This is a genomic window from Streptomyces sp. NPDC013455, from assembly GCF_040632975.1.
Taxonomy (GTDB): domain Bacteria; phylum Actinomycetota; class Actinomycetes; order Streptomycetales; family Streptomycetaceae; genus Streptomyces.
This window is the reverse complement of the sequence record NZ_JBEYCX010000027.1, coordinates 31,604-44,240: the sequence shown is the minus strand read 5'-3', so window position 1 is coordinate 44,240 and position 12,637 is coordinate 31,604. Positions and strand designations below refer to the sequence as shown.

Annotated in this window: 13 protein-coding genes and 1 riboswitch; of the genes, 11 read left to right on the top strand and 2 right to left on the bottom strand. The window is 72.5% G+C overall.

Features of this window, described 5'->3' with window-relative positions:
• Positions 1 to 12: 12 nt before the first annotated feature.
• Positions 13 to 1,452 (bottom strand): solute carrier family 23 protein, encoded by a 1,440-nt coding sequence (locus tag ABZ576_RS31280; RefSeq protein ID WP_360748380.1) that lies wholly within the window; start codon positions 1,450 to 1,452, stop codon positions 13 to 15.
• Between the two features lie 223 nt (positions 1,453 to 1,675).
• Here ABZ576_RS31280 and ABZ576_RS31275 point away from each other — a divergent pair, with 223 nt between their 5' ends.
• Positions 1,676 to 2,134 carry a thioesterase family protein gene (locus tag ABZ576_RS31275; protein ID WP_360748377.1) on the top strand — a complete coding sequence of 153 codons (459 nt, stop codon included), beginning with the start codon at positions 1,676 to 1,678 and terminating at the stop codon, positions 2,132 to 2,134.
• Here ABZ576_RS31275 and ABZ576_RS31270 read toward each other — a convergent pair.
• A complete protein-coding gene (locus ABZ576_RS31270; protein WP_360748374.1) occupies positions 2,094 to 3,308 on the bottom strand; it encodes an MFS transporter in 1,215 nt (404 codons plus the stop codon). The two genes, ABZ576_RS31275 and ABZ576_RS31270, sit on opposite strands and share 41 nt — an antisense overlap.
• A 139-nt stretch (positions 3,309 to 3,447) precedes the next feature.
• Between ABZ576_RS31270 and ABZ576_RS31265 the strand changes: the two genes are divergently transcribed.
• The 10 genes from ABZ576_RS31265 to ABZ576_RS31220 all read left to right on the top strand — a co-directional run bounded on the left by ABZ576_RS31265 (position 3,448) and on the right by ABZ576_RS31220 (position 12,631).
• The gene (locus tag ABZ576_RS31265; protein WP_360748371.1) at positions 3,448 to 4,725 is read left to right on the top strand and encodes an ROK family transcriptional regulator; all 1,278 of its coding nucleotides are present in this window, start codon (positions 3,448 to 3,450) and stop codon (positions 4,723 to 4,725) included.
• A 313-nt stretch (positions 4,726 to 5,038) separates the two neighbouring features.
• A riboswitch (FMN riboswitch) is annotated at positions 5,039 to 5,169 on the top strand.
• A gap of 161 nt (positions 5,170 to 5,330) precedes the next feature.
• The gene (locus ABZ576_RS31260; RefSeq protein ID WP_360748368.1) at positions 5,331 to 5,936 is read left to right on the top strand and encodes a riboflavin synthase; all 606 of its coding nucleotides are present in this window, start codon (positions 5,331 to 5,333) and stop codon (positions 5,934 to 5,936) included.
• The gene (locus ABZ576_RS31255) at positions 5,933 to 6,574 is read left to right on the top strand and encodes a nicotinamide mononucleotide transporter family protein (RefSeq protein ID WP_360748365.1); all 642 of its coding nucleotides are present in this window, start codon (positions 5,933 to 5,935) and stop codon (positions 6,572 to 6,574) included. Before ABZ576_RS31260 ends, ABZ576_RS31255 begins: the two co-directional genes overlap by 4 nt.
• The gene (locus ABZ576_RS31250) at positions 6,571 to 7,866 is read left to right on the top strand and encodes a bifunctional 3,4-dihydroxy-2-butanone-4-phosphate synthase/GTP cyclohydrolase II (RefSeq protein WP_360748362.1); all 1,296 of its coding nucleotides are present in this window, start codon (positions 6,571 to 6,573) and stop codon (positions 7,864 to 7,866) included. The genes ABZ576_RS31255 and ABZ576_RS31250 overlap by 4 nt, the downstream gene beginning before the upstream one ends.
• A gap of 22 nt (positions 7,867 to 7,888) precedes the next feature.
• Positions 7,889 to 8,374, top strand: a complete 486-nt coding sequence (gene ribH, locus ABZ576_RS31245) for a 6,7-dimethyl-8-ribityllumazine synthase (protein WP_360748359.1) — start codon at positions 7,889 to 7,891, stop codon at positions 8,372 to 8,374.
• Between the two features lie 34 nt (positions 8,375 to 8,408).
• Positions 8,409 to 8,681 carry a phosphoribosyl-ATP diphosphatase gene (locus ABZ576_RS31240; protein ID WP_028423093.1) on the top strand — a complete coding sequence of 91 codons (273 nt, stop codon included), beginning with the start codon at positions 8,409 to 8,411 and terminating at the stop codon, positions 8,679 to 8,681.
• 51 nt (positions 8,682 to 8,732) lie between these two features.
• Positions 8,733 to 9,581 carry an ATP phosphoribosyltransferase gene (gene hisG, locus ABZ576_RS31235; protein WP_360748356.1) on the top strand — a complete coding sequence of 283 codons (849 nt, stop codon included), beginning with the start codon at positions 8,733 to 8,735 and terminating at the stop codon, positions 9,579 to 9,581.
• A 16-nt stretch (positions 9,582 to 9,597) separates the two neighbouring features.
• Positions 9,598 to 10,065 carry a PH domain-containing protein gene (locus ABZ576_RS31230; protein ID WP_360748353.1) on the top strand — a complete coding sequence of 156 codons (468 nt, stop codon included), beginning with the start codon at positions 9,598 to 9,600 and terminating at the stop codon, positions 10,063 to 10,065.
• Between the two features lie 164 nt (positions 10,066 to 10,229).
• A complete protein-coding gene (locus tag ABZ576_RS31225; protein ID WP_360748350.1) occupies positions 10,230 to 11,561 on the top strand; it encodes a hemolysin family protein in 1,332 nt (443 codons plus the stop codon).
• Positions 11,558 to 12,631, top strand: coding sequence for a hemolysin family protein (locus ABZ576_RS31220; protein ID WP_360748347.1), 1,074 nt, complete (start codon positions 11,558 to 11,560; stop codon positions 12,629 to 12,631). Before ABZ576_RS31225 ends, ABZ576_RS31220 begins: the two co-directional genes overlap by 4 nt.
• Positions 12,632 to 12,637 lie beyond the last annotated feature (6 nt).

Here is a 12,637-nt window from a genome sequence, read left to right as displayed (position 1 = left end):
GGGAACGCCTCACTACGAGGTGGCGCGCGGCGTCTTCCTGTCCGTCTCACCGCCGGGGCCGGCACCGGCGTCGGCGTCCGCCTCCGTGTCGTAGGAGGACGTGCCCTCGTCCAGCAGCGGCTCCTGCTCCTTCAGGTGGGCCGGGGCGAAGGCGCGCAGCGTGTGGTAGCCGGTGATGACGACCAGGGTGCCGAGGGCGATGCCGCTGAGCGAGAAGGTGTCGGTGAACTTCATGGTGACGTCGCCGACGCCGATGATGATGCCCGCGGCGGCCGGCACCAGGTTCAGCGGGTTGCGCAGGTCCACCTTGGCGTTGATCCAGATCTGGGCGCCGAGCAGGCCGATCATGCCGTACAGGATCACGGTGATGCCGCCGAGGACCCCGCCGGGGATCGCGGCCACGACCGCGCCGAACTTGGGGCAGACGCCGAAGAGCAGCGCGAAGCCGGCGGCGGTCCAGTAGGCGGCGGTGGAGTAGACCCGGGTCGCGGCCATCACGCCGATGTTCTCCGAGTAGGTGGTGTTCGGCGGGCCGCCGACGGCCGTCGACAGCATGGAGGCGACGCCGTCCGCGGAGATCGCCGTGCCGAGCTTGTCGTCCAGCGGGTCGCCGGTCATCTCGCCGACCGCCTTGACGTGGCCCGCGTTCTCGGCGACCAGGGCGATGACCACCGGCAGCGCGACCAGGACCGCCGACCACTGGAAGGACGGCCCGTGGAGGGAGGGCAGGCCGATCCAGTCGGCGTGGGAGACGCCGGAGAGGTCCAGCCGCCAGTGGTCGGTGAGCTTGCCGCTCGCGTCCACCGAGTGGATCTTCCCGAAGATCCGGTCGGACGCCCAGGAGATCCCGTACCCGAAGACCAGGCCCAGGAAGATGGCGATGCGGGACCAGAAACCACGCAGACACACGACGGCCAGACCGGTGAACAGCATCACCAGCAGGGCCGTCCACTGGTCCTGCGGCCAGTAGGTGGAGGCGGTCACCGGGGCCAGGTTGAAGCCGATCAGCATGACGACCGCGCCGGTGACGATCGGCGGCATGGCGGCATGGATGATCCGCGCGCCGAAGCGCTGCACGGCGAGCCCCACGAGGAACAGCGCGGCGCCGACGACGAAGACGGCACCGGTCACGGTGGCGCTCGAACCGCCCTGGGCGCGGATGACGGCGGCCACGCCCACGAACGACAGGGAGCAGCCGAGGTAGCTGGGCACCCGGCCGCGCGTGGCGAGCAGGAAGATCACGGTGGCCACGCCCGACATCATGATGGCCAGGTTGGGGTCCAGGCCCATGAGCACCGGCGCCACGAAGGAGGCGCCGAACATCGCGACCACGTGCTGGGCGCCCAGGCCCACGGTACGGGGCCAGGAGAGCCGTTCGTCGGGGCGTACCACCGCTCCGGGTGCGGGCGTGCGCCCGTCACCGTGCAGTTTCCAGCGCACGCCGAGGTCCATGGTGGGGTTTCGCTTTCTTACGTACGTCCAAGCGGTCTCGCACCATTGTCAGGGGTATCCGGCCTCCCCCTGCCCGGACGGTCCGCCCAGGGGCCGGGCCGGACCCGCGCGGCCGGACCTCCCGGCGGGGCCCACGGACTCGCGAACAGGGCTGCTGAGCGGTCGCTTAGTATGGAAACGTCTCAGCCACGATGTCCAGCCGCAGTGTTCAGGAGCCCGACCCGTGACCGCCCACGCCCCGATCGCGCCCGCCGTCGCCTACGGCCGGCTGATCCCCGTCACCGTCCACTTCGACGACCTCGACGCGCTCGGGCTGCTGCACAACGCCCGCTACCCGCTGATGGTCGAACGCGCCTGGACCGAGCTGTGGAACGGGTACGGCGTCCGCTTCGACGGCGACTGGGCGGCGGCCGGCGACGCCTGCAACGCGGTCCGCGAGCTGCGCATCGGCTACGAGGCACCGGTCACCCGCCCCGGCCCCTACGCCGTCCACCTCTGGCTGGAACGCCTCGGTACCACGGGCGTCACCTACGGGTTCCGGTTCTGCTCGGCCGACGGCACCGAGACCTACGCACGGGGCACCCGGGTGCTGGTGCGGCTGGATCCTGCGACCATGCGTCCCGCGCCCTGGAGCGAGACCTTCAGGGCCGCGGGTCGGGAACTGCTGCGGCCTGCCGGCTGACCTCCGGCCGGCCGCCGCGCTCGGCGGTGCGCAGCACACCCGCGAACACCGTGAGGCCGCACGCCAGCGCGGTCACCACGCCGAAGGACACCGTCAGGCTGGTCGCCTGGGCCACCCCGCCGATCAGGCTCGGCGCGATCAGCCCCGAGGTGTAGGTGATGGTCGCGACGCCCGCGATGGCCTGGCTCGGGTTGGGGCCGGCGTGCCCGGCCGCCGCGAAGCACAGCGGTACGACCACCGCGATGCCGAGCCCGGTCAGCGCGAACCCCGCCATCGCCACCGCCGGGTGCCCGGCGAGCACGATCAGCAGCCCGCCCAGCCCGGCCAGGACACCGCCGGCCCGTACGGTACGGACCGCTCCGAAGCGGTTCACCACCGCGTCCCCGGCGATCCGGGCCACGGCCATGGTCAGCATGAAGCCGGTCGTTGAGGCGGCCGCCAGCCCGGCCGAGCTGTCCAGCCGGTCCCGCAGGAACACCGCCGACCAGTCCAGGCTCGCGCCCTCGGCGAACACCGCGCAGAAGCCGACCGCGCCGATGAGCAGCGCCGAACGCGGCGGCAGCGCGAACCGCGGGGGCGGCTCCTCGTCCTCGGCGGGCTGGAGGTCCAGCACCCAGCGGCAGGCCATGAAACCGAGCAGGGTGAGGACGGCCGAGGCGAGGGCGAAGTGCAGGCGCGCGTCCGCACCCAGATGCGCGGCGAGCGTGCCGGCCGCCGAACCGATCAGGGCGCCCGCGCTCCACATACCGTGCAGCCCCGACATGATCGACTTCCCCAGCAGCCGCTCGACCTCGACCCCGAGCGCGTTCATCGCCACGTCCGCCATGCCCGCGGTCGCGCCGTAGGTGAACATCGCCAGGCACAGGCCGGCCAGGTTCGGCGCGAGCGCCGGCAGCACCAGGGACAGCGTCCACAGCGCCAGCAGGCCGCGCAGCGCCGTCCGGCTGCCGTAGCGGTGGCTGACCCGGCCCGCCAGCGGCATGGCGCAGGACGCCCCGAACGCGGTGAAGGCGAGCGCGAACCCCAGCTGCCCCGCGCCCAGCGAGGTGTGCTCCTGGATCCACGGCACGCGCGTGGCGAACGAACCGGTCACCGCGCCGTGCACGGCGAACACGGCCGCCACGGCGTACCGGGCGCGCCTCACCCCGTCGCGCGCATGACTCGTGTCACTCATGTTCCTGCCCCTCCCCGGGAGGTTCCCCGCCTCGCTCCGACGCCACGCACCGTAAACTATCAGGGACCCTGCCTGATAGATAGCGGCCGCGCGCCACGTCGGGCCGGGCGGTCCCCGCCGATCTGGGAGGATTCCCCTCATGCCCGCATCACCCAGCACCGCCCGGGCCATCAACGACCGGCTGGCCCTGCGGCTGCTGCAGCAGCACGGCCCGCTCACGGCAGGCCAGTTGAAGCAGCTGACCGGACTGTCCCGGCCGACGGTGGCGGACCTGGTCGAACGGCTCTCGGCCTCCGGCCTGATCACCGTGGTCGGCGAGTCGGGCGAACAGCGGCGCGGCCCCAACGCCCGGCTCTACGGCATCGTCGCCGACCGCGCCCACCTGGCCGCGCTGGACGTCCGTACCGGGGGCGTCCTCGTCCTGGTCTCCGACCTGGTGGGCCGGGTCCTCGCCGAGGCGTCCGTGCCGATCGACGGGCGCGGCGGTACCGGGGTCGCGGTGGAGCAGGCGGTGACCGCGGTGGAGCAGACCGCCAAGCGGGCCGACGCGATGGGGCCCCCGGCGCGCGAGGACGGCCGGGCCTGGGGGCGGCTGCACACCGTCGGCATCGGCGCGCCCGGCCTGATCGACCCGGCCACCGGCGACCTCCGCGACTCGGCGGGGCTGCCCGCCTGGCACCGCAGCCTGGTCGCCGCGCTCCAGGAGCGCCTGCCCGGCGCCCGGGTCACCGTCGAGAACGAGACCAACCTGGCCGCACTGGCCGAACAGCGCGAGGGTGCCGCCCGGGACCGGGACACCTTCGTCCTGCTCTGGCTCGGCCACGGTGTCGGCGCCGCGGTCGTCCTGGACGGCACCCTGCGCCGCGGCGCCTCGGGCGGCACGGGGGAGATCGGTTTCCTGCCCGTTCCCGGAACGGACACCCTGCCCTCGGCGACCGACTGCGGCGGGGGGTTCCACTCGCTGGCCGGAGCGGCCGCCGTCGCGTCCCTGGCCGCGGAGTGCGGACTGCCGGAGCCCGGGACGGCGGACGGCGCGGGGGTGGCCGCGGTGGTACGCGGCGCCGCGGCCGAGGTGGCAGGGGAGCCGGCCGGGAGCACCGGCCGGGCGGCGGCCTCGCCCGCCCGCCGCTTCCTCGGCGCCCTGGCCGACCGTGTCGCCGTCGGCGCCGCCTCCCTCGTGGCCGTCCTGGACCCGGGGTGCGTGGTGCTCGGCGGGGAGATCGGCCGGGCCGGGGGAGCGGTGCTCGCCGAGCTGGTGGCCGAGCGGCTGCGCCGTATGTCGCCGCTGGCCACCGAGGTGCGCCCGAGCGGCCTGGGCGGCACGGCCGTACTGCGCGGCGCCCTGCTCACCGCCCGGGATCGCGCCCAGGACGAACTGTTCGGACCGCCGGAGCGCTTCGGGCCGCCGGAGCGCTAGGGGGTGTCTCGTCGGTCAACCCGGCGTCGCAGGGCCTGGCCACACGTCTGCTGCACGTCTGCTGCGTTGTTCCTCTGGGCGGCCCGGCGGCGGGCAAGGGCCGTCGTCACCGCCGCCGGGCCCGTCCGCACCCTAAAAGGACTAGACCAGTGTGGTCAATGGGTCCGGACCAATGTCAACGTCCGCCCCCTGCCACCCCGTTGACCAGGGCGGCCGCACCGCGTGCGGCCCACGACACGCACTGTGAGCGAACCCACACCCCTCACCTGTCTGGGCGAGTACCGGGCGTGGCACACTGGCCCTGTACCAGAAGCAGCGCACTCCGGGGTCGGTGAAAGTCCGAACCGGCGGTTACAGTCCGCGACCCGGTCGCTTCCAGCGGCCGGTTGACCAGGTGAAATTCCTGGACCGACGGTTAAAGTCCGGATGGGAGGCAGTGCGCGGCGGGCGGGCACGTGTCACGTGTGCGCGCCGCTGTATCTGGGCTCGTCCGCATGCGGACGAGTCCTTTTCGGCGACGCCCCCGACGTGTGTTCACCCGTACATTCTGTCGTCATCGACAGGCCCCGGAGTCCGTGCCCGAACGAGGCAGGAGGACCCGGGAAGTGTTCACCGGAATCGTCGAAGAGCTGGGTGAGGTCACCGCCGTCGAGAACCTCGGCGACGCCTCCCGTTTCCGGCTCCGCGGCCCCGTCGTGACCGAGGGCGCGCAGCACGGCGACTCCATCGCCGTGAACGGGGTCTGTCTGACCGTCGTCGAGCACGAGGGTGACGAGTTCACCGCCGACGTCATGGCCGAGACCCTGAAGCGCTCCAGCCTCGGCGCGCTCACCGTCGGCTCCCGGGTCAACCTCGAACGCCCCACCGCCGTCGGCGCCCGCCTCGGCGGACACATCGTGCAGGGGCACGTGGACGGCACCGGCGAGGTCCTCCAGCGCACGCCCTCCGACCACTGGGAGATCGTCAAGATCTCGCTGCCGGCCAACCTCTCCCGGTACGTCGTGGAGAAGGGCTCCATCACCGTCGACGGCATCAGCCTCACGGTCGTGGAGGCCGGCCCCGACCACTTCACCGTCAGCCTCATCCCGACGACCCTCGACCTGACCACGCTCGGCCACAAGGAGCCCGGCGACCCGGTCAACCTCGAGGTGGACGTCATCGCCAAGTACGTGGAGCGGCTGCTCGCGGCCGGATCGGGGGCCGACCGGTGAGCTGGCTGAACTCCGAGGCCTTCACCGCCTTCGGCCAGCACATCATCTGGTCGGACATGGTCGGCAACATCCTCGGCCTCGTCGCCCTGGCCCTCGGCTGGCGCCGCTCCCTGTGGACCTGGCCCGTCCAGTTCCTGTCCGGCCTCGTCCTGTTCGCCGCCTTCTACGGCCACCTGACCGGCAGCGCCGGCAAGCAGACCGTCGTCATGGCCGTCGCGCTCTACGGCTGGTGGCAGTGGCAGCGCACCAGGGGCCGGGCCGGGGACGGCCACATCGCCCCCCGGTTCGCCCGCTGGCCCGAGCGCGCGGCGATGCTCGCGGCGGCCGCCGCCGGCACGGTCGCGGTGGCCCTGCTCTTCACGGCCTACCCGAGCCTTTCCTGGGACCCCTGGCCCGACGCCTACATCTTCGTCGGCACCATCGTCGCCATGTACGCCCAGGCCAAAGGCATGGTCGAGTTCTGGTTCGCCTGGCTGCTCGTCGACCTCGTCGGCGTCCCCCTCAACTTCGCCAACGGCTACGCCTTCTCCGGCTTCGTCTACGTCATCTACGGCGCACTCGTCCTGTGGGGCATGCGCGACTGGTGGCTGCGCTCCCGCAGGGACGCGCGGCCCGCACTGGAAGGAGTGCCGGTATGACCTCGGCACCGCTGCTGTACGGCACCGACGACACCGACGACATCGAGGACTTCCGGCTCGACCCGGTCGAGCGGGCCATCGCCGACATCGCGGCCGGCCGCCCGGTGGTCGTCGTGGACGACGAGAACCGGGAGAACGAGGGCGACCTCGTCATCGCCGCCGAGAAGGCGACCCCCGAGATCGTCGCCTTCATGATGAGCGAGTGCCGCGGCCTGATCTGCGCCCCCATGGAGGGCGAGGAGCTCGACCGGCTGCGGCTGCCGCAGATGGTCGAGGACAACACCGAGTCGATGAAGACCGCGTTCACGGTCTCCGTGGACGCCTCGGCCGCGCACGGGGTCACCACCGGCATCTCGGCCGCCGACCGCGCCACCACGCTCCGGCTGCTGGCGAGCGGCACGGCCGAGCCCACCGACCTCGTGCGGCCCGGACACGTGTTCCCGCTGCGCGCCCGGTCCGGCGGCGTCCTGGTCCGCAACGGCCACACCGAGGCCGCCGTCGACCTCGCCCGCCTCGCGGGGCTCCGCCCGGCCGGCGCCATCGTGGAGATCGCCGGCGAGGACGGCCGGATGCTCCGGCTGCCCGAGCTGATCCCGTTCGCCCGCAAGCACGGCCTGACGATCATCTCCATCGAGGACCTGATCGCCTACCGCCGCAGCAGCGAGCCCACCGTCCGCCGCGAGGCCGAGACCCGCCTGCCCACCGCGCACGGCACCTTCACCGCCTACGGCTACCGGTCCACCGTCGACGGCGTCGAGCACATCGCGCTCGTCCACGGCGAGATCGGCGACGGCGAGGACGTCCTGGTCCGGATGCACTCCGAGTGCCTCACCGGCGACATCTTCGGTTCCCAGCGCTGCGACTGCGGCCCCCAGCTGGACGCCGCCCTGGAGCGCATCCAGACCGAGGGCCGCGGAGTCGTCGTCTACCTGCGCGGACACGAGGGCCGCGGCATCGGCCTGCTGTCCAAGCTGCGCGCCTACGAGCTCCAGGAGCAGGGCCACGACACCCTGGACGCCAACCTCGAACTCGGCCTGCCCGCCGACGCCCGCGACTACGGCGCCGGCGCGCAGATCCTCGCCGACCTCGGCGTGCGCGGCGTCCGGCTGATGACCAACAACCCCGACAAGACCGACGCGCTGCTGCGCCACGGCCTGCGGGTGGCCGGCCGCGAGCCGATGCCCGTCCAGGCCGGCGAGCACAACCTCCGCTACCTGCGCACCAAGCGGGACCGGATGGGGCACGACCTGCCCTGGCTCGACACGCCCGTGTCGGCCTGCGGCAACCAGTAAGCGAAAAGCACTTAGGAGAGACGTGAGCGGCAAGGGTGCACCGGAGCTGTCCGTACGCAACGCGAGCGACCTCAGGGTCGCCGTCATCGCGGCGCAGTGGCACGAGAAGGTGATGGACGGTCTGGTGAACGGCGCCCTGCGCGCCCTGCACGACCTGGGCATCGACGAGCCGACCCTGATCCGGGTCCCGGGCAGCTTCGAGCTCCCGGTCGCCGCCAAGGTCCTGGCCGGCCGCGGCTACGACGCCGTGGTCGCCCTCGGCGTCGTCATCCGGGGCGGCACACCCCACTTCGACTACGTGTGCCAGGGCGTCACCCAGGGCCTCACCCAGGTCTCCATCGAGACCGGCGTCCCCGTCGGCTTCGGCGTGCTCACCTGCGACACCGAGGAGCAGGCCCTGGACCGGGCCGGCCTGGAGGGCTCCCACGAGGACAAGGGCCACGAGGCGGTCACGGCCGCGGTGGCGACGGCGGCCACGCTGCGCTCAGTATCCGAACCCTGGCACTAGGCAAGCCGCCACAACGGCTAGGGTGGGGCTCACCATGTCCAAGAAGACGTTCGAGGAGCTCTTCACCGAGCTCCAGCACAAGGCCGCCCACGGCGATCCCGCCTCCTCCCGCACCGCAGAGCTGGTCGGCAAGGGCGTCCATGCCATCGGCAAAAAGGTCGTCGAGGAGGCCGCCGAGGTCTGGATGGCCGCCGAGTACGAGGGCAAGGAGGCGGCCGCCGAGGAGATCTCGCAGCTGCTCTACCACGTCCAGGTGATGATGGTCGCCCGCGGGATCTCCCTGGACGACGTCTACGCCCACCTGTAAGCCCCGCCCCGCACCCCACCCCGTAGAGAACGAGCAAAGGAAGCCGACCTCATGCTGCGCATCGCCGTCCCCAACAAGGGTTCACTGTCCGGCCCTGCGGCGGAGATGCTGCATGAGGCCGGCTACCAGCAGCGCCGGGAGTCCAAAGAGCTGCGCATCGTCGACCCGGAGAACGAGGTCGAGTTCTTCTACCTCCGCCCCCGCGACATCGCGATCTACGTCTCCTCCGGCCGCCTCGACATCGGCATCACCGGTCGTGACCTGCTGATCGACTCGGGCGCCGAGGCCGAGGAGATCCTGCCGCTGGGCTTCGCCCGCTCCACCTTCCGCTTCGCCGCCAAGCCCGGCACGGCCGACGGTGTCGAGGACCTCAAGGGCAGGACGGTCGCCACCTCCTACGAGGGGATCGTCGCCCGGCACCTCGCCGACAGGGGGGTCGACGCCTCCGTCGTCCACCTGGACGGTGCCGTCGAGACCGCGATCGAGCTGGGCGTCGCCGAGGTCATCGCGGACGTCGTCGAGACCGGCACCAGCCTGCGCAACGCCGGCCTGGAGGTGTTCGGCGAGCCGATCATGAAGTCCGAGGCCATCGTCGTCCGGCGCACCGGCGCCGACGCCGAGGAACCCAAGGTCCAGCAGTTCCTGCGCCGCCTCCAGGGCGTCCTGGTCGCCCGGACCTACGTGATGATGGACTACGACTGCCGGGTCGAGCAGCTGGAGAAGGCCGTCGCGCTCACCCCCGGCCTGGAGTCCCCGACCGTCTCGCCGCTGCACAACGAGGGCTGGGTCGCGGTCCGTGCCATGGTCCCCGCCAAGGAGGCCCAGCGGATCATGGACGACCTCTACGGGATCGGCGCCCGCGCCATCCTGACCACGGCCATCCACGCCTGCCGCCTGTAGAGGGAAACGCCGAGCGATGTCCGACCCGACCCCCCTTCCCGACCTGCCCGTCACCTTCCGGCCGGGCCACACCCGGGCCATCCTGCTCACCGCCGGTGTCGCGATCTTCGTGGTGATCTCCGGGGTGGCGATGCTGCTGGACATCGGCCCCGGGTCGCGGCTCAGCTTCGTCGTGACCGGGGCGCTGATCTTCTGGGCCCTGGCCCGGCTGGCCCGCGTCAAGGTGGTCGCCGACGAGTCCGGCGTCACCGTCGTCAACATCGCGGGCAAGCGCCGGCTGGCCTGGCCGGAGATCCTCCGGGTGAACCTCCGGCCGGGCGACCCCTGGGTGTTCCTCGACCTCAGCGACGGCACCAGCCTGCCCGCGCTCGGCATCCAGCCCGGCCTGGCCAGGCAGCGGGCCATCGCCGACGCCAAGGCCCTCCGCGCGCTCGCCGAGACCCACTCCACGCGGTCCGCCCTGCCGCACGAGCCCAGATCTTGATTAATCTGGTGGGCGGAGACCCGCTCGAGGTGTCTCCGCCCCTGCGCTCCGCCCGGTGCACAGGGGCTCCTGCTATCCGAGGAGTGACTCCCCCCGGCGATGGACGGATCGTCCTGTAGTACCTGCGCCACCCCTGCCCCCGACAGCGGGAAGGCGGTGGCAGCGTGACCATCCCCCTGCTGCTCCTCGGAGCGGCCTTCCTGCTGATCCTCGCCAACGGCTTCTTCGTGGCGGCCGAATTCGGCCTGGTGACGGTCGAGCGCCCGGACGCCGAGAAGGCCGCCGCCGACGGTGACGCCCGTGCCCGTACGGTCGTGGAGTCGCTGAAGGAACTCTCCTTCCAGCTCTCCGGCACCCAGCTCGGCATCACCATCACCTCCCTGGTCGTCGGCATGCTCGCCGAGCCGGCCCTGGCCGGGCTGCTGCACGGCCCGTTCGCCGCGCTCGGCGTCCCCGAGGGCGCCGCCTCCGGCGTCGCCGTCGTGGTCGGCATGCTGCTGGCCTCCGCGATCCAGATGGTGATCGGCGAGCTCGTGCCGAAAAACTGGGCGGTGTCCCGGCCGCTGCAGGTCGCGCGCTTCGTCGCCGGCCCCCAGCACCACTTCTCCCGCCTGTTCCGCCCGGTGATCTCCGCGCTGAACACGGTCGCCAACCGGCTCGTGCGCGCGCTCGGCGTCGAGCCCGCCGAGGAACTGGCCTCCGCCCGCACCCCGGGCGAGCTGGTCTCCCTGGCCCGGCACTCCGCGCGGGCGGGCGCCCTGGAACAGGACACGGCCGACCTGTTCGTGCGCACCCTGTCCCTGGGCGAGCTGACCGCACAGCACGTCATGACCCCCCGGGTGAAGGTGAGCGCCCTCCAGGACTCGGCCACCGCCGAGGACGTGGTCAACCTCGTCCGCGCCACGGGCCTGTCCCGCTTCCCCGTCTACCGCGAGAAGATCGACGAGATCGTCGGCATGGCCCACCTCAAGGACGCCCTGGCCGTCCCGGTCCAGGACCGGCTGCGCACCCCGGTCGGCCGCATCGCCCGCAAGGCGCTCCTCGTCCCGGAGACCCTGCCGGTCCAGCCCCTGCTCACCCGGCTGCGCAGCGAGCAGCCCATCGCGGTCGTCGTCGACGAGTACGGCGGCACGGCCGGCGTGGTCACCCTGGAGGACATCGTCGAGGAACTGGTCGGCGAGGTCCGCGACGAGCACGACGCCAAGGACACGCCCGAGCTGGCTCCCGCCCCGCCGGAGGACGGCAGGCCCGCCTGGGACGCGGACGGCAGCTGCCGTGTCGACATCCTCCAGCGCATAGGTCTGGACGTGCCCGAGGGACCGTACGAGACCGTCGCCGGACTGGTTGCCGATCTGCTCGGCCGGATCCCGGCCCCCGGCGACCGGGCCGAGCTGCCCGGCTGGCGGCTCTCGGTCCGCCAGGTCGGCCACTACCGCGCCGAACGGGTCCGCCTGGTCAGGACGGTCCCGGCCGGTGTCGTGGAGGCCGCCCGGTGAGCGTCCTCCAACTGCTCTTCGCCGCGCTGCTCGTGCTCGCCAACGGATTCTTCGTCGGCGCCGAGTTCGCGCTCGTCTCCGTCCGCCGCAGCCAGATCGAACCGCTCGGCACGGCCCGCGCCCGCCAGGTGCTGTACGGCCTGGAGCGCCTGCCGCAGATGATGGCCGCCGCCCAGTTCGGCATCACCGTCTGTTCCCTGACGCTCGGCGCGGTCGCCGAGCCGACGGTGGCCCACCTGCTGGAGCCGGTCTTCGAGTGGGTCCACCTGCCGCACGGCATGGTCCACCCCCTCGGCTACGTCATCGCCCTGGCCGCGGTGGTCTTCTTCCACCTGGTCATCGGCGAGATGGTCCCCAAGAACCTCGCCATGGCGGCGCCCGAGAAGGCGGCACTGTGGCTCAGTCCCGGCCTGGTCTACTTCGCCCGCCTGTGCAGGCCGATCACGGTGGCCCTCGGCGCCTGCGCCCAGGCCGTCCTGCGGCTGTTCCGGGTCGAGCCGAAGGACGAGGTGGAGGCGGTCGTCACCACCGAGCAGCTCAACCGGCTGCTGGAGGACTCCGGCCAGGCGGGCCTGCTCGATCCCGAGGAGCGGGAGCGGCTGGAGGACGCCCTGGAGCTCGGCTCCCGCCCGGTGACGGACGTCCTGCTGCGCCGGGAGTCCCTGGTCACGGTGACCCCCTCGGTCACCCCCGGGGAGATCGTCGAGCTGACGGCCCGCACCGGCTACTCCCGCTTCCCGGTCGCGGCGAGCGGGAAGGGCCCGTTCATGGGGTACGTGCACGTCAAGGACGTCCTCGACCTGGAGGACTCCGACCGGGCCGTCCCGCAGCACGTCTGGCGCCCGATGGCCACGCTCCGCTCCGAGCTGCCGCTCGACGACGCCCTCACGGTGATGCGCCGGGCGGCCACGCACCTGGCCCAGGTGGCGGACGCGAGCGGCCGGGTGCTGGGCCTGGTGGCCCTGGAGGACGTCCTGGAGCTGCTGGTGGGCGAGGTGCGGGACCCGGCGCACCGGGAGATGCCGGAGCCCAGGGTGAGCGGTGAGCCGGAGGAGGTCCTGGCCACGTAGCCGGGT